Source organism: Caballeronia sp. SL1002 (assembly GCF_057814995.1).
In genome coordinates this window covers 23,959-46,569 of record NZ_JBYMUW010000007.1, presented here as the reverse complement: position 1 = coordinate 46,569, position 22,611 = coordinate 23,959, and the positions used below count along the sequence as shown (strand labels likewise).

General features: G+C 58.1%; 22 protein-coding genes. 13 read left to right on the top strand and 9 right to left on the bottom strand.

Annotated features, from left to right (window positions below):
- Positions 1-75 precede the first annotated feature (75 nt).
- From AC3D25_RS31010 to AC3D25_RS31000, 3 genes are read right to left on the bottom strand one after another with little or no spacing between them, the layout of a single operon-like run.
- Positions 76-573, bottom strand: coding sequence for a 3'-5' exonuclease family protein (locus tag AC3D25_RS31010; protein ID WP_488892349.1), 498 nt, complete (start codon positions 571-573; stop codon positions 76-78).
- Positions 574-585: 12 nt separating this feature from the next.
- The gene (gene traI / locus AC3D25_RS31005; protein WP_488892348.1) at positions 586-2,757 is read right to left on the bottom strand and encodes a TraI/MobA(P) family conjugative relaxase; all 2,172 of its coding nucleotides are present in this window, start codon (positions 2,755-2,757) and stop codon (positions 586-588) included.
- Positions 2,754-3,089, bottom strand: coding sequence for a plasmid mobilization protein (locus AC3D25_RS31000; RefSeq protein WP_488892347.1), 336 nt, complete (start codon positions 3,087-3,089; stop codon positions 2,754-2,756). The genes traI and AC3D25_RS31000 overlap by 4 nt, the downstream gene beginning before the upstream one ends.
- Before the next feature lie 459 nt (positions 3,090-3,548).
- On the opposite strand from AC3D25_RS31000, the gene AC3D25_RS30995 reads away from it, so the two are divergent.
- The 3 genes from AC3D25_RS30995 (at position 3,549) to AC3D25_RS30985 (ending at position 5,991) form a co-directional block, all read left to right on the top strand.
- Positions 3,549-3,929: a hypothetical protein gene (locus tag AC3D25_RS30995; protein WP_488892346.1), complete on the top strand. Its 381-nt coding sequence runs from the start codon at positions 3,549-3,551 to the stop codon at positions 3,927-3,929.
- 271 nt (positions 3,930-4,200) lie between these two features.
- Entirely contained in the window at positions 4,201-4,437 is a 237-nt protein-coding gene (locus AC3D25_RS30990; protein WP_488892345.1) for a hypothetical protein, read from the top strand.
- 1,389 nt (positions 4,438-5,826) lie between these two features.
- Entirely contained in the window at positions 5,827-5,991 is a 165-nt protein-coding gene (locus AC3D25_RS30985; protein ID WP_488892344.1) for a hypothetical protein, read from the top strand.
- Positions 5,992-6,135: 144 nt separating this feature from the next.
- On the opposite strand, the gene AC3D25_RS30980 is transcribed toward AC3D25_RS30985, so the two are convergent.
- Positions 6,136-6,627, bottom strand: coding sequence for a hypothetical protein (locus AC3D25_RS30980; protein WP_488892343.1), 492 nt, complete (start codon positions 6,625-6,627; stop codon positions 6,136-6,138).
- Positions 6,628-6,633: 6 nt separating this feature from the next.
- Between AC3D25_RS30980 and AC3D25_RS30975 the strand changes: the two genes are divergently transcribed.
- Entirely contained in the window at positions 6,634-6,903 is a 270-nt protein-coding gene (locus tag AC3D25_RS30975) for a helix-turn-helix domain-containing protein (protein WP_087128818.1), read from the top strand.
- Positions 6,904-7,905: 1,002 nt separating this feature from the next.
- On the opposite strand, the gene trfA is transcribed toward AC3D25_RS30975, so the two are convergent.
- Entirely contained in the window at positions 7,906-8,883 is a 978-nt protein-coding gene (trfA, locus tag AC3D25_RS30970; RefSeq protein ID WP_488892342.1) for a plasmid replication initiator TrfA, read from the bottom strand.
- An 84-nt stretch (positions 8,884-8,967) separates the two neighbouring features.
- Between trfA and AC3D25_RS30965 the strand changes: the two genes are divergently transcribed.
- From AC3D25_RS30965 to AC3D25_RS30950, 4 genes are all read left to right on the top strand, one after another.
- Positions 8,968-10,134 (top strand): AAA family ATPase, encoded by a 1,167-nt coding sequence (locus tag AC3D25_RS30965; RefSeq protein WP_488892341.1) that lies wholly within the window; start codon positions 8,968-8,970, stop codon positions 10,132-10,134.
- A gap of 11 nt (positions 10,135-10,145) precedes the next feature.
- Entirely contained in the window at positions 10,146-11,102 is a 957-nt protein-coding gene (locus tag AC3D25_RS30960) for a ParB/RepB/Spo0J family partition protein (protein ID WP_488892340.1), read from the top strand.
- Between the two features lie 1,704 nt (positions 11,103-12,806).
- A complete protein-coding gene (locus AC3D25_RS30955) occupies positions 12,807-13,319 on the top strand; it encodes a hypothetical protein (protein ID WP_488892339.1) in 513 nt (170 codons plus the stop codon).
- The gene (locus AC3D25_RS30950) at positions 13,312-15,363 is read left to right on the top strand and encodes a site-specific integrase (RefSeq protein WP_488892338.1); all 2,052 of its coding nucleotides are present in this window, start codon (positions 13,312-13,314) and stop codon (positions 15,361-15,363) included. The genes AC3D25_RS30955 and AC3D25_RS30950 overlap by 8 nt, the downstream gene beginning before the upstream one ends.
- A gap of 234 nt (positions 15,364-15,597) precedes the next feature.
- Here the strand turns inward: AC3D25_RS30950 and AC3D25_RS30945 are convergent, their stop codons facing one another.
- Positions 15,598-15,945: a hypothetical protein gene (locus tag AC3D25_RS30945; protein WP_488892337.1), complete on the bottom strand. Its 348-nt coding sequence runs from the start codon at positions 15,943-15,945 to the stop codon at positions 15,598-15,600.
- A gap of 100 nt (positions 15,946-16,045) precedes the next feature.
- Here AC3D25_RS30945 and AC3D25_RS30940 point away from each other — a divergent pair, with 100 nt between their 5' ends.
- From AC3D25_RS30940 to AC3D25_RS30930, 3 genes are read left to right on the top strand one after another with little or no spacing between them, the layout of a single operon-like run.
- Positions 16,046-17,632, top strand: a complete 1,587-nt coding sequence (locus AC3D25_RS30940; RefSeq protein WP_488892336.1) for a recombinase family protein — start codon at positions 16,046-16,048, stop codon at positions 17,630-17,632.
- Positions 17,610-18,530, top strand: coding sequence for a plasmid partitioning protein RepB C-terminal domain-containing protein (locus AC3D25_RS30935; protein ID WP_488892335.1), 921 nt, complete (start codon positions 17,610-17,612; stop codon positions 18,528-18,530). Before AC3D25_RS30940 ends, AC3D25_RS30935 begins: the two co-directional genes overlap by 23 nt.
- The gene (locus AC3D25_RS30930; RefSeq protein ID WP_488892334.1) at positions 18,527-19,426 is read left to right on the top strand and encodes a ParB/RepB/Spo0J family partition protein; all 900 of its coding nucleotides are present in this window, start codon (positions 18,527-18,529) and stop codon (positions 19,424-19,426) included. The genes AC3D25_RS30935 and AC3D25_RS30930 overlap by 4 nt, the downstream gene beginning before the upstream one ends.
- A gap of 109 nt (positions 19,427-19,535) precedes the next feature.
- On the opposite strand, the gene AC3D25_RS30925 is transcribed toward AC3D25_RS30930, so the two are convergent.
- The 3 genes from AC3D25_RS30925 to AC3D25_RS30915 are packed head-to-tail and all read right to left on the bottom strand — an operon-like array spanning position 19,536 to position 20,613.
- Positions 19,536-19,817, bottom strand: coding sequence for a type II toxin-antitoxin system RelE/ParE family toxin (locus tag AC3D25_RS30925; protein ID WP_488892333.1), 282 nt, complete (start codon positions 19,815-19,817; stop codon positions 19,536-19,538).
- The gene (locus tag AC3D25_RS30920) at positions 19,814-20,296 is read right to left on the bottom strand and encodes a hypothetical protein (RefSeq protein ID WP_488892332.1); all 483 of its coding nucleotides are present in this window, start codon (positions 20,294-20,296) and stop codon (positions 19,814-19,816) included. Before AC3D25_RS30920 ends, AC3D25_RS30925 begins: the two co-directional genes overlap by 4 nt.
- Positions 20,293-20,613 carry a DUF7673 family protein gene (locus AC3D25_RS30915; protein WP_488892331.1) on the bottom strand — a complete coding sequence of 107 codons (321 nt, stop codon included), beginning with the start codon at positions 20,611-20,613 and terminating at the stop codon, positions 20,293-20,295. The genes AC3D25_RS30920 and AC3D25_RS30915 overlap by 4 nt, the downstream gene beginning before the upstream one ends.
- Before the next feature lie 258 nt (positions 20,614-20,871).
- Here AC3D25_RS30915 and AC3D25_RS30910 point away from each other — a divergent pair, with 258 nt between their 5' ends.
- Together AC3D25_RS30910 and AC3D25_RS30905 are read left to right on the top strand one after the other, a co-directional pair.
- Positions 20,872-21,495, top strand: coding sequence for a hypothetical protein (locus AC3D25_RS30910; protein WP_488892330.1), 624 nt, complete (start codon positions 20,872-20,874; stop codon positions 21,493-21,495).
- Positions 21,473-22,600 carry an ImmA/IrrE family metallo-endopeptidase gene (locus AC3D25_RS30905; RefSeq protein WP_488892329.1) on the top strand — a complete coding sequence of 376 codons (1,128 nt, stop codon included), beginning with the start codon at positions 21,473-21,475 and terminating at the stop codon, positions 22,598-22,600. The genes AC3D25_RS30910 and AC3D25_RS30905 overlap by 23 nt, the downstream gene beginning before the upstream one ends.
- Positions 22,601-22,611: the final 11 nt, after the last annotated feature.

Genomic DNA, 22,611 nt, shown 5'->3' with positions numbered 1-22,611 from the left:
CCTGCTGCTCGACCATTAGTTGCGTTCTGCAAAAGTGCATTTTGGTTAAGTCGCTTTGCGTTGCGCATTTTTGGGCTACTGGCTTCCCGACTTGTGCGAGTCCATCCACGCTAACCAACCTTGGCGATATGCGCGAGCGTCCACGAGGGCGTGATGCAGACGCGCGTCATTGGTGTCGTAGTAAGTCGCTACGGCACGGTCATAGACCGTCGTATCGATCAGCGGGCGGAGATCAAAATACTTCCCATCCAGGTTCCCGGGACAAGGCTCGCCAAGCAGTTGCTGCAGGAAACGAAAATCGGTCGCCGAATCGCATGCCACCTGCACGTAGCGCGGTGCCGCGGCCAACCAGAGCCGTAGCTCGAGGCGCGCCTGCGCGATCGTCAGCGGTGAACCGTCCAGTCTCGGCAATACCTCGCGCAGGACAAACCCATTGCAGTCTGCAAGCCGCCATGTGTCGGCCAGCTCGACGTAGAACTCACGTTGCCCATCTTCAGCGACCAAGCCCAGGCTGATCAACCCCGGATCGGCTTGCCCTTCCCCCGTGTATTCTGTATCTAGAAAAAGCAGCATGCGGCGGTGCTCCTAGCGATTGTTTCGACCGGTGTCGCGTCCCTTCCGTGCCAAGATGAGCGCCTTGCCGCTTTGATATTGAATGGTGACGTGCTCGCCTTTTCTCGGTTGACGATCTAATCGACTGCGCTCGTGCAGCACGTACTCGTGCTTGCCGACCGACTGCGCTACGAAGTGAGCGTCCTCCCAAAGGATAGGTCCGGGGTAACGCTTATTCTGCGTGTTCGCGCGCGAAATGGTCGCGTTCGGATCCGATTGGCGGATCGCCTGCTTGATGTCCGAATCACTCACCCCTGCGTCGGGTGACGGCACCGGGGCGGGCCGCTGGCTCAGATGCGCCTCACTCTTCGTCGACCCGATCGCCTCTTTCTCAGCCTGAAACTGACGCTGCAGCTCTCGCAATTCGATATTGCGAATGGCAATGCTGTGTTCGACCGCCATACGCACGACCCGCGCCTTGAATTCGAAGTCGCCGCCGTTCACCCGAATGCCGTCGGGCCATTTCTGATCGCTGTACCGCAGGCTCAAGGCTAACGCTTCATCAGACACGACTGGCCTTCTGTAAGTGATGCGCTCGCCCTCGTCCTGGAAGGCGTCCTCGCCGTTCGGGAACTGATAAGTGACCCGGCCATTCTTCGCGACACGCCAGACAAGGTCCTCGAAGCGTCGCGCCTGAGGATCGGTGTATTGGGGTTGAGCCGGCATAATCGCGTTCACCTCGGCATCGACCTCATCGAGGCCTTCCTTCTTTGTACGATTCCGACCCTCCTGGTAGACCATCCCCCGTAGCGCGCTGATCGCCGCCTCGTCACCGAGCTGTGCCTGCTGCTCGACCCATTCCCGCCAGGTCGGAATGGGCGGCAACAGTTCGCGCCGCGTATCGCGTTCCTGTCGGATCTGCTCGACAAGCTGTGCGCGCAGGCGCGCCATCGAGACTTTCGCGACCATATACGCTTGCTGTTTTTGGACAGGGCTCAGCAATGGATCGTGACGGATCGCGGCTCGCACTTCTTTATGGTGCTCGAGGAGCACCTGATGTCGCTCACGATCCTCGGCGACAAAGGGCGCCAGTTGCCGGCGTGCTTCTGCCTGCCACGCACGGGCGCCTTTCTCCTCGATTTTAAAACGAGCATGGAGCTCATCGCGCAACGCACGACGTTCCACCCGGGACTCAAGGCGCTTATTCGGATCGCGGCGATAGGTTTGCTTGGGCTCGACGCTCGTCTCAGCCGATGGCGCCTCAAAGGGTCCGAAACGCGCCTCCAGCTCCTTTCGCCGGAGAAAACGAAACGCCGCGGAGGCGCTGACAGCCAGCAGCTTGCCGTGCTTGGCTAGCGCGTCCTCACCCACAACTGTGACGCGCAACCCTCCTCCACCGGCGTCGCGCAACGCCAATCCATGCAGCGCAAGCGCGCGATGCACGTCTTGCCAGCTTCCTGTCGCTGCGTCTTTTAGCACGCGTTTCAGGTCCGCAGCCGGCTCGCCCTTGCACCAGGTTTCCAGCGACTGCTCACCCGACCAAACCTCTGCGCGTTGTGCGCCGGCACGGCTGGGCGCCAGGTCCGGATCACGGTAGTCGAGATTACGCACAATACGCTTTTGCCCGTCGATGACCGTGACATGGAAAGCACCGTTGTCGTGGTGCCAGCCATGTTGAATCTCGGCTTCACGCGCCGCACGATGGAGCGTCAGGTAATCGTAATAAGGATCGAAGGCCCGGAAGGTCTTCGGATGAATGCGATTGACCTCGATGTGCGCGTGCAAGTTATCAGTGTTGGCATGAATCGCGATGATGTACTGATGATCCCGCATGCCGAGCGCCGCCAGCGTGTGGCGCGCTGCGGCGAAAATGTCCTGCGTTGCCGGCCGCTCGTGTTCCGGCCAGGACAGGATGTAGTGACAGACCGGCTCCTTCACGCGCGGTGCCTGCTGCGCGACGGCATACATTTCCGCTGGCGCGTTCGCGAGCGACGACACCTGACTGATCTCCACACCGATCGTCTTTTCGACCTGATCCCCCAGCGCGTCCAGCACACTTTCTTTCGTGATGTACTGCGTGAGAGTCGACCAGCTGTATTTCTCTGGCGGATCGCCGGATTGCGTTATGCCGTGCGTGACGTAGGCGGCCAATTGCTGGAACGACGATTTTCCGTCCCGGCGATTCGCCACGACTTTGGGAATCATCGCTCGTCTCCGCTCTGCCAGACGCGCTGGATGGCGACACATACAGCCTCCATCGTGTGCTCCATGCTGGCCGGCGACAGTGCGCGCCCAGCCTCCGGAACGCCCTGCAGGATGTTGTGCATGCTTTTGAGCTCGTCCACGCACTCGCGCAGCAGATTGATCGCATCGACGTCGGAACGCTGACGCATCGGCCGGCCCAGCCCGGCGCGCGTGAGGTACTCCGTCACCGTCAACTTCCGGTCCTGCGCCTTGCCTTCAATGGCGGCTTTGTCTTCCGCTGTGAGACGCAGCCGAATCGACTCACTCTTCCCCGCTTCACTGTCTTTTTTCATGGCTGCTTTTTGTTCTTTGCATCTCACTTGCGGAAAGGGTCTCGGGGCGGCGCCCTGAGTTCAACGGAAAGGATCGAAGCGCGACGGGGGCCGCTGGCCACCAAGCGTTTCGCTCCGACGTATCCGCGCGACTTGTCGCGTGGATACATTCCATATCCTGTCCTCAAGCTGTTCGCAGTGGAGTCAACTATGGAGTCAACTATGGAGTCAACTATCGAGTCACCTAGGCGGTCACCGATCGGGTCACCCCTCGGGTCATCTCATGGGTCACCTCTCGGGTCACCTCTCGGGTCACCTCTCGGGTCACCTCATGGGTCACCTCTCGGGTCACCTCATGGGTGACCTCTCGGGTCGCCTCATGGGTCACCTCTGGAGGGCGCGCAACTGCAACTCCATTCGTAATGTCTTTGGTACTATGAATGGATAACGACACGAACATTCGATAGATGAGGATTGGGCATGGCATCGACCCAGGGGAAAATCAAAAAGGATGACATCGAAGTAGCTCGTCAGAGAGTGCTCGAAGCCATCTTTAGTGAACGGCCGGACGATCGCTTTGTGGGGCGAGAAGCGATCGGGCAATTGCTGAGCAGACTGATTGCGGCCCGGGAACGAGGCTTTTCCTTCGAAAGAATCGCGCAACTCCTTCAGCTGAACATCGCACCGTCGACCCTGCGCAGCTATTACTTTCAGCTGAAATCCGACGCCGAAGTGGCGGCTCAGACCGTGCAGCACCGAAAGAAGGTCGCGCAAACCCGCGCGGCGATCAGCAAGAAAGTCCTCAAAAAGCATATCGAGCACGCGAACGAACTAGACTCAGGCGGCACCGCTGCTCGTTGATGCCTTCAAAACGAACGAGGGGGAAACGGTCACAATCGCCCCCGTACAGGAGCACGTCGAACCCAGCGGAAACGTGGATAACCTGGGAACAGAGGCGACGCGACCGGCCTCGCCGGCTGCACTGCCCTCTTCGCGGTCGGCGCCGGGGGCACTGGAGTTCTACAGTGAGCGGACGGAAGCGCCGGCAGTCGTCAGTAAAAAATATACGTCCCTGGACCTCGTAGGCCCGGACAGCCATGCAATCGCACCGCCTGCGAATGAAGCAGACAACATGGCGATGACGCTGACAGCGATTGCGGACGCCAGTATGGCGACGGATGAACGGACCGAACTGCTGGAAGACGTGGAGCTACGGGCGGGGGACCTGGTCTACTACGTGTCGGGCAAGCCGTTTGAAGGGTTTCTAGCGCAGCGGCAAGTCTACCTTCTGCGGACGGTGGGGCGACTGATCGCGCCCACCAAGACCAGAACGAGCAAAGATTTTGTGAAAATGCCGGTGAACCTGTGAAGCATCAGGCGGCGTAATGCATTAGTGCGCAAAGGTCGACGTCGCTACTAGCATGCTCCGCGTCGCGAACGTTCTCGTGGGCGGTCGAAAAGAAATCATCTTGCCTCGATGCCGCGTCAAGCTTCGAAAGGGTCTTGGCGTAGCGCGCTGACGCTCGTATCGTCGATGCTGTTCGCGCCTGCGGCGGCGCAGATCTCGCTCCGGCGAACTGTATTCACCCGTCCAACGTAAAGATGACAATTGCGGCGGCGGGCCAATGATCCCATGCGCCCGCAGTGGCCTCGTCCATTCAGTCGAACCGCCGATACAAATCCCTGCGGCTGGACAAAGCTCCCGCGCCACGTCATCTAGCTGAACGCCGTCCGGTGCGGCGCAGAGCTTCGTCGGAATCTAGCGCAGGCGCTCTTTCCACGCGAGCGAGAATTCCAGCGACGCCATTCCGCCCTGCACGACGTCTGGGAGAACGATCCATTCAGCCCGCTCACCGACGAGGTCCACGGCCGCAAGAACGCCGTCTCATCGAACGATTGTGCTTGCTGGTACGCCGTCCATGCGCCATTGTCGAGCGCCTAGGGCATTCCTTTCGACCGCAGACTGTTGCCTTTGGGCGAGAGCGGGATGTCCGATCGGGCTTCCGTTGTAGCTGCCAGGTGGGTGTTGTTCCCGTGCGGCTGGCATTCGCAACTATCGGTTGCCGGTGCATCGTCAAACGTCCTCGATGCTCCGGTCGTCGTCCGCTTACCCGTCGACGCAGTAGTAGTAGTCGGTATACGCCGTTACTGCTTGTCCCGGCTTAGTCAAGTGTTCAACGCTTCGGTCCATCCTCGTGGTCCGCTTCACCGTCTAAATCGCCGTCGTTGTCGGCCTCGTCGTCTAATCCCGTCCGCCGATCTGCCAGCAGCTGGGCGATCGAATCGATATAAATGATCCATGCTGAGTTGCCCGACGATCGCTTCGCAAAGCAGGAAACCGTGAACCGAGATGCCGACCCTCGTCTTCGGCAGAGCCGTGGCCTGACCTTGGAAAAGATCGCCGCACTTATGCAGTTGGAGGTAGCGCCGTCGACACTGCGGAGCGATTATCTCCAGCAAACATCCGACGCCGGAATAGCGGCCAGAACGCGCAGCATCGCGAGAAGGTCGCGCACACCCGCGAGGCGATCAACAGGAAGGTCCTCGAAAAGCATACCGAGCACGCGAACGCGCTGGCCTTGAGGCGCGCCCATCTGATCAGGCAGTGCCGTTGCTCGTCACGAGCCCAGCGTGTAGCCCCGGCGAGCCAGCCCATCATGCACGCCTATCACAAGCGAAGTTCGATCTCGTGCTGCTGGAAAACTTCTGCGGGTGACGAGCCTTCTCGCAACGCCTCGGACGCGTCGAGCAGCGCCTCGTGCTCAAGCTGCTGCTGTTCCAACAGCCGAATCAGCACAAAGATTTCGCCCTGTCTCCCGAGCGCGCGCAAATCCTCGGGCTGCTCAAGCGCCCATCGATCGGCGATCCGCCACGCCGCAAGGTGATAGGGAGAGCGACGAAGTGCGGCAAGCGTTTCGGGTGAAAGAACCCGCGACGCGATCGCCAGCGGCGGTGGATTGTTTCAAGCATGACGTTGTTCTCCATGGCCCTTCGTGATTGCAACTGGACTACTGGTCGATGGCGCGGCCCTGCCCTTCTTCCTCGCTCGGGATTCGCCGTCCGCGCTTCAAACCGTATTCATGTTCCGGCGGCTAGCCTTTACTTGATCGAAAAAATTCTCCACGCTGTATTCCGCGCCATGCACACCAACCTGCCGATCAACAAGCTCCGAGATGAGAGTGAGCTGATAGCTTCGAAGGTAAGACGACAAGGGTTCTGACTCGAACAGGTGGTTGCCGTCCCTCGTCTCTTCCCACTTCAAATCCGGCTTTTGCACGGCGGCGAGAGTCATGGCCAGGATTTTCACGGCCATCTGATCGTGAAGCCCGTCATTGGCGACGATATCGCGAACTAGCGCGCGCAATCGCACGTCGCTCAGGTTCTGCGGCAGCGCAGCCTCCGGTCCGCGTGCGCTCAGCTCGCGCAATAAGGCCACTACATCGGTCCGTGGCAGGTCAAACGTGGCAGATCGCGCCGTCCCGCGTGCAACTTCGAAACGTTTCGTTCGCATAAATGGGTCGTAAATACCGTGGTCATAAAAGCATAGCATCTTGACCATGGAGGTATGCAAAGAATCTCAGCTGCTAGTGACGGCACCGGCTATCTTATCGGTCTAGGACGGGCTATTCGCGCGCTGCGCAAGGAACGCGGCCTTTCGCAAGAAGTGCTCGCGCATGAGGCCCGCATCGACCGCAGTCACATGGGAAAGATTGAACGCGGCGAGCGGAACGTCACGATCCTTAATATTCTTCGGATTTGTGAAGTCTTGAAATGGTCGCCTTCTCAGCTATTGGCGCGTGCTGAGGCTGGCAATGGGAATGGCTCCGGATCGTGAGATGAAGTGCGGTTTTCCGAGGTAGTCGGCCCAACGGCCCGCCTTTCGGCTGAAGCCGTTCAGGACTTATCTGAGTGAGACGTTGAAAGGTCGCTGACCATAGAGGGCGACGCCTTGGCATTGCTCCGGTCGTCACCGTGAGCGATTTGCGACAATGTGCGCACGAGCGGCGCTACTGCCTCGCTCATTCGAGCAAAACTCTGCTGACCGCGTGTCTGCCGAGTGCGATCGCCTTGTCCGCGCTCCGTGGAGGGTCGTTGAGGGCAAACAATGGTGAAGGTTCTTAGAGCCCATTCCTGTTGTCTTTGATAAGCGGCTCCTCAACCCAAAGCGGAGCGCCCGCATTGCAGACGGTCCTTTGCGCTTGACCGGCTGCCGTGCGGTAGCCTTACCTAGACGCTAGCACCCCAAGGCAGCGATCGAGGCAATCAGCGTGGCGACGCGGGCTTTGGAAGTGGTTCTCGCTCTGCACACACGAATACGGCGCCTATCGCAACGAGCATTTTTTAGAAAAAGCGTCTTCCCGCCCTCTTTGCATCTAATTGCTCAATCCTCATATCTTAGATTGTCTAAGAAAGAGCTAAGAACCTTCTTAGAACCTTCTAGCACCTGTCCGAGCGACCACGTTTTCCTAATACATTCAGTTGTTTACGCCGGTCGAGCGGTGGCTATTTGACTACAGTGGGTGTGTATCCGACTAGTTGGGGTGAGCATTTGACTTGTATCGGTGCGCATCTGACTTAGAGCGGTGAGCATTTGACTGTTGCTCTGTGGATAATGCGCTTCTCATCCCTTGTGCATATAAAACTGGCACTTTTTTGTATTTCTTACGTCACAGACCGCTGCAGCTTGGGGCGAAAAGTTGGTTTGTCGCTCTGTTGGTGACTATTTGACTTGATTCCGGGCTGCTGGCTATCTTGTTCTCGAGTCAAATGGTCACCGCTGATTGAAGCGCTGGTGATCATTTGACTGAAGTCGAGTGGCGGTTGCGTTGGCCTTGGGTCAACGGACTCCGTCGCTCGCTACTCTATCGGTGTTGGCAGTAAGCATTTGACTGCGGACCACCCTTACCTTGTCCGTTTCGTCCAATTGCCAAGACGAAAGGAACCCTACTTCCGTCAAGCGGTCCAGTGCGGCTTTGATCGCGCGGCGGAAAAATTTGACCTCAGCCATACGAGATCCACATAGCTTGTGTATTGTCTCGACCTTCATCGGATACGGATGTTGATTGGTCGAATAGAAGGCATGCAGCCACTTCTCCAAAGGAGAAAGCTTGGTCCTAATCTGCCAGTCGATACGTGTGTAATCCCCAGGTTTGAGCTGTGCTGCGACCTCGCTGTTTATCTGCACCTTCCAAAAGGTCACTTCGTCAAAACCGCCTTCTTGCGCACCGGCGTATTTCAGCAGGAGTGGTCCGCCGTAGACAACGGGAGCGCTGCTTTTCGTGCGGGAGCGAGTTACTTCCAGCGCGCACGCCGTTAATCGACGTATGGTTTCCCGCAGTTCTACGAGGCTGCGAGAGTTTTGAGTCCAGCCCAGCATCTTTATAAGAGAACGGGCCTCGAACTCGACCCACTCCTGTCGATTGTCAACAGTGGCACCGCGAGACAAATGGAGGATCTGCAAGTACACGTCATAGTCGCGCTGACGCAGTTCCTCTCCCGTGTACGTGATCTTGATGTGTTCTAGCGCACAGATCGGCTTCGCCTTGAGATCCATACGTGCATCCCTTTGCCCGCAGGTGAAGAGCGCGGACCGAACCAGATCGTGCAGCACGGGCCGATGATCTTCCGACCATAGCGGAATCTGGACACGAGTCGGTGGTCGTGGCGACTGTTGATTTGAGCTCTTCCTCCCGGCGAGGGATTTCTCTAGCCGGGCGACGATCTCGAGAGCTGTCTCCTTGACTGCTACCTTCTCGGTCGTATCTGGGGATTCAAGAAATTCGGAGGAAATCAAACTCGGCGTTTTCTTTGTCATTTGCTTTGTTCCTCGGCGTCGATCAGGTATTCTATTGCCGATTACTTTTTTCGAGTATAACAACAATTTCTAATCGGACGGACAATGATTGATCCTTTGCGCCCTGAATACACGATCGACGACATTGAGGATCAGGCCAATCGCGTAGCGGACGTTGTAGAGCGTGTTCGGAACAGCATTTTTTCGCCGGATTACATCAAAAAGTCCCCTACTTTCTCCGTCGCCCAACTTGCTGCTCTTTGCCGCATCGATCGCAGCGCCCTCATGAGACGGGTCGCAAAGGGAGATCTTCCCGCCGGCAAGGAAATAAACAAATCTCGTCGCGATTTCACGTTGGCCGAGGCGCGGCGCTGGGCACGTGCTTACGGGCGGTCCTATACGCGAGGACCAGATGACCGGGCGGTAGTCGTAACGACCGGAAACAGCAAAGGCGGTGTAAGTAAAACGACTACGACAATGTGTATGGCACAAGGGCTGTCGCTTCTTGGGTACCGGGTGTTATGCATAGATTTGGACCCGCAGGGGTCGCTTACGAGCCTATGCGGTTACCTGCCAGATACTCAAGTCCAAGAGGAAGACACTATTTTGCCGCTATGCGCTGGGGATGAGCTGTCGCTCCAGTATGCAGTCAAGCCGACCTACTGGGATGGATTGGACGTCGTCGGTTGTAGCCCAGTCGCCTTCGCAGCGGAGTTTCACATCCCAAGTCGACAGTCGAAGCGCGAGCCCGATTTTCGGTTCTATGACGTGCTGAACAAAGGATTGCAGGACCTTCGAGCGGAGTATGACGTCATTCTAATTGACACCTCGCCAACGCTTTCCTACTTGTCTTTGAACGCCTTCTTCGCTGCTGACGGGCTGATCATGCCGATACCACCTCGCGGCATGGACTTCGCCAGTTCGAGCCAGTTCTGGACTCTTTTTTCGGGTTTAGCTTCTTCGATTGCCGAGCAAGCGGGTGCTGAGAAGACGTGGAAATTTATCGACGTGCTGCTTTGCATGACCGAGGGGCAGGGAAATGTGAACGAAAGCGTGGTAAGGGAATGGGTAAAAGTGGCGTACGGGGACAAGCTAATGACAGGCGAAATTCCGAAGACAGTTGTATCGAGCTCGTCCGGGACGAAGTTTTCTACGGTCTATGACATAACCAAGTACACGGGTAGTGCCAAGACATATCAGACGGCGCGAGTTGCCTATGACGCAGCCGTCGACCAAGTAGAGGCTCAAATCAGGCGCGTCTGGGTTAATTGAGGAGTTAGCTGATGACAAGTAAGAAAGAGGAGGCGGCCCGACTCGCCGCTGCGGCATTGGATCCGGCGCCGATGCCACGTTTGGAGCGTAGAACGCCGCGAATCGCGATGAATAGAGTCACGGATTTCACAGGAGAACTCGAAAAGGTCGAAAGGGACCTGAGCGAGGCGCAAAGGAGACTTGCGCTTCACGATGGTGCGCTCCCGACACGGAAACTCACAGCAGATTCGATCAAAGCGTCGAAGTTTGCAAATCGAATCGAGGGTTCGTTTGAAGGACCTTCATTCGAAACATTCAAGCAAGAGATCTTGAGCGCGGGCGGAAACGTACAGCCAATCAAGGTGAGGCGAATTGGCCCGAACTACGAAGTTGTGTTTGGACACAGACGACATCGAGCGTGCTTAGAACTTGGACTACCGGTCCTGGCAATGATTCAGGAGGACATGTCCGACAAGGACCTGTTCGAAGAGATGAGCAGGGAAAACGAACAGCGAAAAGACCTGTCGGCGTATGAACTCGCCATGCATTACAGACGAGGGATTGATCTCAAGCTCTACCGAAACTGGTCGGAGATCGCAGCCGTACTGGGAAAAACCAAAAGTTTGATGAGCCGGTACAGTGCACTCGCTGAACTGCCTGTTGCCGTGGTGAATGCGTTTCGGTCGCCAAGCGATATCCAGCCGAAGTGGGCTGAAAAGTTACGGCAGGTCATTGATGTTGATTCCGCCGCGGTTATTAGTGCAGCGAAAGCAATCGCAGGCAAGTCTCTTCCGCCGAAGGCGATTTACGAAGCCCTTATCAATCGTAGCGCCCAGAGGTTCACCCGGGTGAACTTTGCGTTCGGCACTTGGAATGAGACAGACAAGAAGGCAACTATCGACATTGATAAGGCAACCCTAGGTCCAGAAAAGTTGGAATCGCTTCGCGCTTTCTTGGCATCACTACAGTCTGAGAGTTCACCCGGGTGAACTAGTCGCCGCGAGACTTGCAGCAAAAACGCGCTTTCGTGCGCATGTATCCAGCGGGCACCGAAAAATATTTTATCGCGCTGGTCGATGGACGGACTGCTCCACTCTTTGATCTTGCTCCTCGGCGGGCAATTGGTCGGAGACAATTGCCGGCGGGGACGATCGCTCGATGCCGGCAGCAACGTCCCCGTTGCTACTTCATCGTCTACGACGAACACCATCCCGCTAATTGACGATATGTCGGCTGCTTCCGAGAGCATGCCGAAATGCAACTACCAATCTGGTTTATCGATCGCCCAACACGCGAAGCATGCTAGTCTGACTGCCTACGACGACAGCTCAACTGTCATTCCAGGAGGGATTGCCGCAATGAAGCAGGTCGCATCTCGGCTAGACTCCCCGATGGCGAGAGCTTAGCTAGCAAGAGCGTTGGTTACGGGCGTCCGCCCCGCTTCGCAGGCATTTCTGTGAGCCTCAACAATCCATGTCGCCGCGCCCTGTAGTCTCCGTCGCGGACAACGTCGTCCGGCGGTCCTCCTGCCCATGGGGGGAGCGCCTCGCCGCACCGATGTCCCGATCCGCCAAGCCAGCGCGTTGTTCAGAGGCTCAGCGGCTAGGCGTCGCTTTTCCGCCTGGGCGGCTCAGCAGAGCTTCGCGGCGCGACGTCAAATCGCGTCGGAAGCACGCCCAAACCGTCGATCGCAGCGGCGTTGACCGCCCCGGCGACGCCCATCGCGTACTTTGTCGAAGGCGCCGTTGGCGTCGATGTAGTGGTCCGCCAAGCGTCCGTCGGGACGGAGAACCGTAGGTGCCGCGGCATTGGGTTTCATGACTGCGCTGCGTTGCCACGGGTCCGTTCGATCTTCGGGCAGTGTCTGGAACAGCATGGGGCCGACCGCACCCGCCGGCCAACTACGCGGCGAAACTTGGCTAGCGACGTCCGGCTCGTCTAGCCCTTATAAGCAATGAAGCGGGAATCTAGAAGGCATGGGTCCGCTGCATTGAGACGGATGCAGCGGGGTTGATCGTCGATGATCGACCCGCTCGGATCTTTGTCGCCTTAGTCTCGAGCGCTCAATTTGTTCGGCAATCAACTGGCGGTGTCCGGCCATCGTCTGAAGGTCTCGCGTAGTTACCCAACAAAAATCTGGCCCCGCAGCGCATCGTCCTTCGCACGCGAGCGTCCCGAGGCGGTCCTCCTGCGCGCGGACCAGCGCACCAGCTGAGCCAACGTGTCCATCCGCCACGGTCAGCATGCGGTGCAGATGGGCCAGCGTCAGCGGCTGGGCGCCACTTCGAGTGAGCGACTGCCCCGTGTCCAGCGGCTCGACGTCGATGCGCATCGGACGCATGCCCAGGCCGTCCAGCACAACCCTCTGATTCCCCGGCGCCGCACCGTCACGGCGATGTTGAGGCCACTGTAGGCGTCGACATAGTGGCCGATCCACGTCCGTGGCTGGACATCAATCCGCAGCGTTGAAGTTATCACGTGTCATGGGCGTCTAATCGCCACAGTCGCCTTTGTCTTTCCTTCTGGCTGTACTGAGACCGGCATAGGGCAGGGCTGAGGGCTCCGCCCGCCGCCTTGCGTCGGAAAGCATGCTGATCAAGACGAGCTGGTCAAGCCTGATAATGTCTATTATCGGGATAGCGTTTGCGGGGTAAAATTAGGCTAAATCCAATTACCTGAGAGGGCGCACGCCCATGGCGCGAGCCGCAGACGACGATCCCGACTCCGACTCCGACTCCGCATCCGATGCCGAAGTCGCCTACCTGGTGCTTGTGCTCGACGCCACGATTACCCGGCGACGTCAGGCGTTGGCCGCCTCGCCGGATTCCCAGGGCGGGCAGATCTCGTCCGGCACGCTCAAGCCGCCGCTCGCCCCGCGGCCAACCCCCGTCGAACTCGCCGTGCTTACCGCGCTGGCCCAGGCCTACGGTCCCGCGATCGTCAAGGAAGGGCCGTTCACGCCGGTGCTCAACTTCATCGTGGAAAGGGGCGCCGTGGTGCTGGTCCAGCGCGTCCTGTGGGGCGAACGTGCTGAAGACGTGCGGCTTGCGGCGCGCCTCCTTACTGCTCGCATTCCTTTCAACGCGCTGTGCGGCATCTGGCCGGACGTGTTTATGGCGCAGGCGCAGGCTGCATTGCAGGGCTTCCGGTCTCGACGGCCGGAGCCGCCGATGGAGTCGGACGACGGCGAGCGCGACGATGGCTGAGCGCGAGCTTGAACGCCCACCCGTCCCGGAAACGCTCACCGTTGAGCGCGGTTATACGGCGAAAGATTTCACGGCGCTGCGGGCCTACGTGCAACGCATCCCGCCCGCAGTGATTGCCCGCACCTATTACGATCCGGACGAGGATCCGCACGCGGCAACTGCCGGCGCGATGGAGCGTTATCTCACGACGCTGCTGGATACGATGGTGCAGCTGGCAATCGCGCATGGCTCGAGCGTGCTGGCCGACCATCTGCGCGCCTCGATCCGTCAGCACGGGCAGGCCAAGCTCACGGCGGTGACGTATCGAATGGTCACCGATGCGGCACAGTTAGCGGCAATGCCGCCGCATCCGGACCACGCGATCGGCGCCTGGTTGCGTCCTAGGGTCGCCCGGCGGCTGACAGGCGAGGGGATCAAGACGCTCGGCGAGCTGGTCGCGTTCTGCAACCGGCGCGGCGGTAGCTGGTGGCGTTCGATTCCCCGCATCGGCCCGGGCCGGGCGCGCGCCATCGTGAGTTGGCTGCGACGACAAGCGGCGATCTTGCAACTAACGGTCGACGCCGACGTCGACTCGCTCGAGCAGGACGGGGTGCTGCTGGTCGCGGCTGAATGCGTGGAGGTGGCGCCGGCGCACAACGCCGTCAGATACGGCCAGCCAGGGCAGGGCGGCAATGTTCCTGCTGCGGCATCGGACGCAAAGGTGACGGAATCCGGCCCGGACGGCCCGATGTCCTCGGCGCTCGCGAGTCGACTGACGCTCGCGCCGCTTGAGCGGCTGGCCCTGCCGCAGGCGCTGTCCGGCGCCGAGGGGGAAAACCGTTCGCGCGCCTTCTGTTATATCCAGGCTCATCACGATCTCGAGGCGGTGCGGGCGTATCTGAATCGCTATCGGGATCAGCCCAAAACCTTGCGGGCTTACACCAAGGAACTCGAGCGGTTTTTATTGTGGGCGGTGGTGCTGCGCGGCAAGCCGATGAGCTCGCTCCTGGTCGATGACTGCGAGGCGTATAAGGATTTCCTGAAAAACCCGGATCCGCGCTTCGTGGGCGAGCGGTTTGCCCGCAACTCGCCGCGCTGGCGGCCGTTCGCGAATGATGTGCTGTCGGCAGAATCGCAGCGGTATGCGATCCGGGTGCTGCGGGGCGCGTTCGCGTGGCTCGTGGACGTGCGCTATCTGGCGGGTAACCCGTGGAGCGCGGTCAACGATCCGCCGGTGGTTCAGCGCGCCACGGCGATGAAAATCGAGCGCGCGTTGCCTATTGATTTGTGGCGACGTTTGCGGGATGAACTCGATGATCGATGCGCGCAACGAGAAGCAAAGCAGTGGCGCGCGGTGCGTGCAGCGATCCTGCTGATGGGCGACTCGGGACTCCGTCGAGAGGAAGCCGCCTGCGCACGCCGGGAGCAACTCAAGGCGTCGGCGTATGGCACGCCCGAGCGGCCGGTGTGGGAACTGACGATGGTGGGCAAGGGACAGCGCGAGCGCACCGTGCCCGTTAGCGGCGCCACGCTCGCGGCGCTGCGTGCGCACTGGGCCGATCGGGGCGTGGCGTTCGATGCGGGAGGAGAGGGCGTACCTGGCGTTGTACTTGGCGTGGCACCTGATTTGGCACCCGCCGGGCCACTGCTGGCACCCGTCATTATTCCGTGGACCGACGCCTCGCGCCGGCGACATCGACAGGGTCAGGCGGCTGGCACGCTCAAGGCCGAGCCGGGCGTTTCACCGGGTGTGCACGAAGCGGGGTACACCGCCGATGGCCTGAACCGGTTGATCGGCCGGATGCTCAAGGTCCTTGTCGAGACGATGGCCGTCTTAAGTCCCGATGAGCGCGTTCTGTTGGGCCAAGCGAATGCGCACGCGTTCCGGCATACCTTCGGCACCCAGTCGGTCGCCGATGAGGTGCCGGTCGACGTGGTGCAAAAGGTACTGGGTCACGCGTCACTTCAGACGACCACGATCTACGTGCAGGCCGAGAAAAAGCGCGTGCTCAAGGCGCTCGCCGAATACTATGCGCGGCGCGAGACCGAGCCCACCCTGCGCTGACCCCACTGCCACACACGCTAGCGCTCGTGAATCATCGGTACCCTGACGCCCCTTCGCCGCTCACCGCGGAGCGTTGCGTGGACCACCAGGCCGCCGAAATGCAATCCACGGCATCCGGTTTTTATTGCAATCGCCGTGCTGACCACGCGCAACTAATCCGGTACGCTAAGTCCTTCGACAAGTGGATCGAATGAGGCTGGATGCATGCTTGCGCGTCGGTCTTCTCGCCTATATTTACTTGTGTACGAGCAGAAGCGAGATCGCTCCGGAAAGCATCTGAACCACGGTATCAATATCGTCATCCGAGAATTTCTCTTGGCAAGCAAGCTGAGTAATTGTCGCGCGAACAGCTGCAAAATTTTGCGCTAGCAAAATTAGATGTAGGCCGCTCGGTCCTCTCACCGCCGATAGCCAGTTTTGCGCAGTCCGCTCGCTTGCGCCAGTGACTCGCGCCAGCTTCTTTGCGGTGTTCTTGGCATTTCCCATCTCCTGCTTCAATGCAACTGCAATAGCGAATGCATATTCGCTGTCGGTGACGTTTTTCAACTCGCCCCGCAATTTCGTGCGTGTCTCGCGCAACATCTTTCCGCCCTCCAAAAGTATATTGGTTCCGACGTCAATGTGATCGGTGAAGCGATGTGCAAGGCCCGAAAAGCGCCGTTTCGAAAAATTGGAGAATGTCGTGATCCGACGTGGGAGAAAAAATCACGCAACAGATACCGGCGGCCTTGAACGTGCCGCTGCTTATGTGCGGATGTCCACCGAGCACCAGCAATACTCGACGGAAAACCAGCGCGACGTGATCATTGCGTTCGCTGGGGCGCGTGATCTGGAGATCGTCAAGGTCTATGCGGACGAGGGGAAAAGTGGCCTGCGGCTTGAAGGTCGCAACCAATTGCAAGCCCTACTGCGCGATGTCGAATCAGGCGAGGCGGACTTTAGCGTCATCCTGGTCTATGACGTGAGCCGGTGGGGGCGATTCCAGGATCCTGACGAGAGCGCCAGCTACGAAATCCGTTGCAAACATGCTGGCGTGCGCGTCTTGTATTGCGCCGAGCAGTTCGAGAATGACGGTAGTGCGGTGTCGAGCATTATTAAGAACGTGAAGCGGACAATGGCCGGCGAGTACAGCCGCGAGTTGAGCGTCAAGGTACATGCCGGCCAGATGCGCCTCATCCAACTCGGCGTGCGCCAGGGTGGTCCGGCCGGGTATGGTCTGCGCCGCATGCTGATTGACCACACCGGCGCGTGCAAGTCGGAGCTGAAACCCGGCGAGCACAAGTCAATCCAGACCGATCGCGTAATCCTCGTACCCGGTCCGAGCGAGGAAATAGATACGGTGCGCTGGATGTACAAGGCGTTCGTGGAAGACGGGCTAACGGAATCTGAAATCGCCGCGCTGCTCAATCGCGAGGGCAGGCATACAGACCGGGGAACCGCCTGGACGCGTGGGACAGTGCATCAGGTCCTGATCAACGACAAGTATGTGGGCGACAACGTCTGGAATCGTACTTCCTTCAAACTCAAAGAAGAGCGCGTCAGAAATCCCCCGGCCGCGTGGGCACGGGCGGAAGGTGCATTCGACGCGATCGTTGAGCGGTTAATGTTTAACGCCGCGCGCCAGATTATCCTTGCGCGCTCGTACCGGCTTACCGACGACGACATGTTGACTGCGCTGCGCCGGGTATTACTACGAAACGGCTACCTCTCCGGCATCGTGATCGACGAAACGACGGATTGCCCGTCAAGCAGCGCGTTTGCCGGCCGCTTTGGTAGTCTGATCCGTACATACACCCTGATTGGCTATACGCCAGATCGTGACTATCGCTTTCTCGAAATAAATCGACGCCTACGAGAACTCCATCCCGGAATTATTTCGAATGCGATGAACGCCGTGTCCGCCGCGGGGGCACGAGTAGAGCGCAACCCCTCGACCGACCTGTTATGGATCAACAGCGAGTTCACCGTTTCGCTCGCCCTGTGTCGTTGTCGCACGACTAACGTGGGAAGCAATCGCTGGATTGTCCGGTTCGATACAGCACTCAAACCTGACATCACGATCGCTGTTCGCATGGAGCCGGATGCACAGTCGATTCGCGACTACTACTTGCTTCCGTCCATTGATGTCTGGCCCGAACAGTTACGTCTCGAAGACTATAACGAGCGGGGCTTCGACGCATACCGCTATGACGACTTGTCGATGCTGGTCTATCTCGGGCGTCGAGTACCACTACGTGGGGGAAATCATGGATGGCAGCCAAGAGCGTGAACCCGTGTCGCTGACGCGATCTGACAAAATCACATTGATCTCAGCCGACCGGTTGCGAGTGCTTAATCCACGCACACGCAGTGCTTTTTTCTTTGCGCAGCTGGTCGAAAGTATTTCAATGGTGGGGCTAAAGCGCCCGATCAGCGTCGCGCATGGCGGGCAGGACCAAGACGGAGAATGGTACGAGGTGTTGTGTGGACAGGGGCGACTCGAAGCACTCAAGCATCTCGGAGAGACAATGATTCCATGCTGCGTCTTCGATGCGCCGCAGGTCGATCGGTTCCTGATTTCGTTGACCGAGAACATCGCTCGACGTCGGCACACCACCGAGGAATTGCTGAGCGGCATTCAAGTGTTGCGTGCTAAAGGCTATAACAACGATCAAATTGCCCAGAAAACGAATCTTGACTACAGTTACATCAACGGCATTCTCAACCTACTCGATAACGGCGAACAACGCTTAATACGCGCCGTCGAGAAGCGTCTTATGCCGATCTGGCTGGCTGTAGAGATCTCCCGTGCGTCAAGCGATGATGTGCAGAAGGCCATGGTGGATTGCTACGAACAGGGCACGCTCAAGGGTGATCAACTACTCAAGGTGCGCAAACTGATCAGCAAGCGAGAAGCACTCGGGAAGGCTTATTACCCCAAGACATCTTCTTCTCGTGTGGACCAGCCCACACCACAAAAACTATTGCGCATTTATAAGACCGAGGTTCGGCGGCAAAAGCTCAATGTCCAGAAAGCAAACATCCAGGAGCAGCGACTGCTGCTGCTTACCTCAGCCATGCGCCGTTTCCTATCTGACGAGCATTTCCGCACGCTACTTCGTGCCGAGCAAATCACCGACATTCCTGAAGCGATTGCACAACGCCTGCCCCCGGAGATGCTGCCATGAGCACGGTTAAGCATGGGTTTGATCCGCTGATCGTCGAAATTGCACTTGTCAGCATTCACCCGCTTGTGCCGATTCAGCCCTGCATCTTGCATACGCCGAAATTCAGAACGATCCTTAGCTCGGTTCGTGAACTAGGGTTGATCGAACCATTGGCGGTATATCCGACCAGAGATCGGCCAGGCCATTACGATTTGCTCGACGGTCGCTTGCGGCTAGAGGCTTTGAAGCAACAAGGACAAGAGAAGGCCCGCTGCATGGTTTCGCTCGATGACGAGGGGTACACATTCAATCGACAAATTACTCGCATCGCGGTTGTACAAGAGCACCGTATGATTCGCGCGGCCTTGGCTAAGGGGGCGTCGGAAGAGCGGATTGCCCAAGTACTCAATCTGGACGTGAAGCGTGTGCGTGAAAAAGCTCATCTACTCGACGGCATCGCACCGGAAGTCGCGCGATTGTTAAAAGACCGCCAAGTTACGCCGTCCGTTTTTGGCGCTTTGCGAAAGATGAAGCCGCTACGACAAATCGAAGCAGCCGAGATGATGATCGCGGCCAACAAGTACACAAAGACTTATGTCGACATGATCCTTGTCACGACCCGGCCCGATGCACTAATGGACAAGGCCCGACCAAAAAAACAGGAACAAATATCTTCCGAGGACATTGCCCGTATGGAAGCGGAAATGGAGCGACTACAACAGGACAGCATGGCCGTCGAAGATACAATGGGCGACTCGATGCTTTCGCTGGTCGTGGCGAAGGGCTTCGTTGCCCGGTTACTCCGTAACGAGAATATTCACGGACACCTGAAGCGCTATCACGAAGACCTGCTTTCCAGCGTCGTTTCAACGCTTGAAGCGATTGCGGCTGACAACCGGGCATCGGAACGGGAATAAGCCTTGAGAACGGCTCGAATCACGACTTGCACAACTTGGCTAGGGGTGTCGCGAAGCGGGCGCCACGGCGCCTTTCGCTGCATAGCGAATCGCTTTTAGCTCTAGTTCCTCATTTGCTTTGCTGGCGCGCATGTCGTACGCGCAGGACTTCGACTTTATCAGTCACGCGATATACGATGATGTAGTTGGGTCTCACCACCAGCTCGCGTGTGCCGGAGATGCGCCCGGCGCGGTAGCGGTTCGGATAGAGGGCAAGCGTGTCAGCCTTCGTGCGGATCGTGCGCGCTAGCGCAATCGCCGCGGCCGGGCTGTCTTCGCTCACGAAGTCGATGATCGATAGCAGTTGTTCAACAGCACGCGGCAGCCAGACGACCCGCAGCCCCACGCTCATGCGGGGGCCTTGCGCTTGGTCTTCTTTTCAAGCTGGGCGATTTTCGCTTCGAGTTGGGCCATCGCCTCGTCATGTGGCACGAACTGCGTGGCGGGGTCATCGGCTTCAGCGAGCGCTTGCAAGACATCGGCTTCGAATGCAGCTGCTTGTTCGGCGCGCGCATGTCGCGCCTTCATGTCGGCCGACTGATCAGGGCGTTTCCACGCGGCGGCCTTGGGCGCGCTTGCATCCCATTCTTCGAGCGCAAAGCGGCCCGCCACCACGCCAAGCTGGCGCACGACCTTAAGTGCCTGGCCGGGGTCGCGAAACGCGCGACGCTCGCGCCCGTTCGAGGTCACGAGTTCGGCCAAGCCCGATTCACGGGTTTCCAGTTCGATATAGAACGAGCTCTTGTCGGCCCGGAGGATGGCCGAGAGCACGCCCCCGGCTTTCACTGCGGCGCTTGCCTGCGCAAGATCGAAACGGGTTCGACGCATCATGCTTCCTTGGGTGTGGCTTCGGTGGGTTCGAGCGGCTCGGGGCGCCAAGCGCGTACAACGGCTTCGAACTGCGGCCCGTAGCCCTGCGCGTCTGGATAGCTGTTCGCCCGCGTGGCCAGCGCAAACACTAAACATACGTCGCCGGCCAGGTCTTCATCCAAACCCCAACCAGTGGTGAGGTCGTAGCGACCGCACTCGCTTGGATTCCACCACGCGAGCAGGAAATCGGCGACGCGCCGACTTTGGTCGGTCGCGCCTTGCGCGAGCGGGTTTTCTAGAGCATCGCGCTCGGCCAAGGTGAGTTGATCAGCGCGCATAGCGGCTCCCACAGAAGACGCAACAACCATAGAGCGTGCACTGATTATAGCAATAAGTGCCACTCAATATAGTATTAGGTGAAATTTTAGTTGTCTGAGATACCACGGCAGAGGGGGCGTTGCCGTGCAAGGCTTGGCGCCCGGCTTTTACATAAAGGTTCAAGTCAGTAGTTTCTCTTTCATGAAAATTTAAACTTTCGGTTGACAAAATAAATCAAAATTGTAAAATCGGTTTCGTGTAAATTATCCTACTTCACCATGGAAACGGACGTTAGAAGCCTTTTTGACGAATGCCTGCCGGCGGAGATTCAGGCGGCGATCAGTGCCTCTTTAACGAAGGCGTACACCGTTACCGAGAGCATTATCCTGGCCTACCCGCAGTTCGGCGGCGAGCTCAGTCGAGAAATTCGTCCGCATATTCGGCGAGTCGTAGTCGATGCTTGCCTGCGGGAGATTTCAGATAAGTGGCCGTCTGTTGATGCTCAATTGAAGTGGAACGTCGCCAACAATTGTCAACACGTTGAACTGCACGCGCAGCGAATCGTTCTCACTGCGAATTTTGTCGAAGATAAGGGTAATCTGCCTCGATCCGCTCTGTTTCGACAGGCTTTTGCGAACTCGCTAAACATGTCGTTATTTGCGGATGAGCCTGTTACCGATCTTCCGCTGAAGGTCTACGGGCATTTGTTGCATGGTGGAATAGGACACAAACCGGCGTTTGTTCTCATCTCTATCCCTGATGCGTCGGGAAACTCAGTCGTTCTATCTCGATCACTGGGCATTGTCGAGCTGGTCACCGATGAGCCAATTGAAGAAATCCGCGACGAGGTAATGTCGCAACTCTGGATCAGCGAACGCAATGAAGGCACGGGAACAGTTTAGTTTTACAAGCCTGCGCGAGGCTAAGGAAGCTCGAGGTCTTTCTTCGGTAGAGCTTGCTGCGAAGGTCGAGATCACGCGGCAAGCAATCTCCATGTTCGAAAACGGAAAGAAGGTGCCCGGCAGCGAGACTCTTGCGGCGCTTGCTCGAGCCTTAGCCGTTCCGACCACTTTCTTCCTGTCAACGCCGGAGCGGCCGCCGCTGAAGGGAGTGCTCAACTTTCGCAAACTTGAGTCGGCAACGAAGCGAGATCGAGCGAAGGCAGCCGTCAGGGAAAGATGGATCGCCGACGTGATGCATTTGCTCGGCCAGCATCTGAATTTGCCGAAGGTGAACGTTCCAGACTTTGGTGTCGTCGATTTCGACACATTGTCGGAGGACGATATCGAACACTTGGCCGTCGAAACTCGCCGGTATTGGGGTTTAGGAAATGGGCCGATTTCCAACTTGACGTTATTGCTCGAAAACAATGGCATTGTTGTATCACGCATGCCGCTCTCCGCTGGTCTTGACGCGTTCTCTTGCTGGCAAGGTGATCTACCGATCATCGTTCTCGGTAACAAAATGCCTTTCGCGAGGGGACGCTTTGACTGTGGACATGAACTGGGGCATCTCATCCTTCATAGGGCTGTAGGAGAAGATCACCACGCAGATCGCGATCTTTTCAAACTGATCGAAAAGCAAGCTCATCGATTTGGTGGAGCGTTGCTTGTTCCTCGTGACTCGTTGGCGAAGGAACTGTATTCGTTGTCGCTTGACTCTCTCCTCGCGCTCAAGAGACGCTGGGGAGTTTCGATGCAGGCGCTGGTGTACAGAGCGGCTTCGTTGGATCTGATATCGCAAAACCAGTCGCAGTATCTGTTTCGACAGATCAGCGCTGCAGGTTACCGGCGGAATGAGCCGCTTGATAAAGAAACGCAGGTCGAAATGCCGTCGATGATTCCGCGGGCGATTCGGCTACTTGTTGAGAGCGGCCATATACGCGCTGACGATTTCGTCGAGCGGTTGTCGTTGTTTCCCAGCGATCTCTGCGAGATTACCGGTATAGAGGCAAGTTTTTTCGACCGCCAAGACAAGGTGGTGCCTCTTACGCTCCGAACTGCCTAGCTTCACAAGCG

Excerpts from the sequence above, each read along its gene's own strand:
- AC3D25_RS30960 (WP_488892340.1), top strand. The coding sequence starts at position 10,146 with ATGACAAGTAAGAAAGAGGAGGCGGCCCGACTCGCCGCTGCGGCATTG.
- AC3D25_RS31010 (WP_488892349.1), bottom strand. The coding sequence starts at position 573 with ATGCTGCTTTTTCTAGATACAGAATACACGGGGGAAGGGCAAGCCGAT.
- AC3D25_RS30980 (WP_488892343.1), bottom strand. The coding sequence starts at position 6,627 with ATGGTCAAGATGCTATGCTTTTATGACCACGGTATTTACGACCCATTT.
- AC3D25_RS30965 (WP_488892341.1), top strand. The coding sequence starts at position 8,968 with ATGATTGATCCTTTGCGCCCTGAATACACGATCGACGACATTGAGGAT.
- AC3D25_RS30915 (WP_488892331.1), bottom strand. The coding sequence starts at position 20,613 with ATGCGCGCTGATCAACTCACCTTGGCCGAGCGCGATGCTCTAGAAAAC.
- AC3D25_RS30920 (WP_488892332.1), bottom strand. The coding sequence starts at position 20,296 with ATGATGCGTCGAACCCGTTTCGATCTTGCGCAGGCAAGCGCCGCAGTG.
- AC3D25_RS30930 (WP_488892334.1), top strand. The coding sequence starts at position 18,527 with ATGAGCACGGTTAAGCATGGGTTTGATCCGCTGATCGTCGAAATTGCA.
- AC3D25_RS30905 (WP_488892329.1), top strand. The coding sequence starts at position 21,473 with ATGAAGGCACGGGAACAGTTTAGTTTTACAAGCCTGCGCGAGGCTAAG.
- AC3D25_RS30950 (WP_488892338.1), top strand. The coding sequence starts at position 13,312 with ATGGCTGAGCGCGAGCTTGAACGCCCACCCGTCCCGGAAACGCTCACC.
- AC3D25_RS30995 (WP_488892346.1), top strand. The coding sequence starts at position 3,549 with ATGGCATCGACCCAGGGGAAAATCAAAAAGGATGACATCGAAGTAGCT.
- AC3D25_RS30945 (WP_488892337.1), bottom strand. The coding sequence starts at position 15,945 with ATGTTGCGCGAGACACGCACGAAATTGCGGGGCGAGTTGAAAAACGTC.
- AC3D25_RS30955 (WP_488892339.1), top strand. The coding sequence starts at position 12,807 with ATGGCGCGAGCCGCAGACGACGATCCCGACTCCGACTCCGACTCCGCA.
- AC3D25_RS30935 (WP_488892335.1), top strand. The coding sequence starts at position 17,610 with ATGGATGGCAGCCAAGAGCGTGAACCCGTGTCGCTGACGCGATCTGAC.
- AC3D25_RS30910 (WP_488892330.1), top strand. The coding sequence starts at position 20,872 with ATGGAAACGGACGTTAGAAGCCTTTTTGACGAATGCCTGCCGGCGGAG.
- AC3D25_RS30975 (WP_087128818.1), top strand. The coding sequence starts at position 6,634 with ATGCAAAGAATCTCAGCTGCTAGTGACGGCACCGGCTATCTTATCGGT.
- trfA (WP_488892342.1), bottom strand. The coding sequence starts at position 8,883 with ATGACAAAGAAAACGCCGAGTTTGATTTCCTCCGAATTTCTTGAATCC.
- AC3D25_RS30925 (WP_488892333.1), bottom strand. The coding sequence starts at position 19,817 with ATGAGCGTGGGGCTGCGGGTCGTCTGGCTGCCGCGTGCTGTTGAACAA.
- AC3D25_RS30990 (WP_488892345.1), top strand. The coding sequence starts at position 4,201 with ATGGCGATGACGCTGACAGCGATTGCGGACGCCAGTATGGCGACGGAT.
- traI (WP_488892348.1), bottom strand. The coding sequence starts at position 2,757 with ATGATTCCCAAAGTCGTGGCGAATCGCCGGGACGGAAAATCGTCGTTC.
- AC3D25_RS31000 (WP_488892347.1), bottom strand. The coding sequence starts at position 3,089 with ATGAAAAAAGACAGTGAAGCGGGGAAGAGTGAGTCGATTCGGCTGCGT.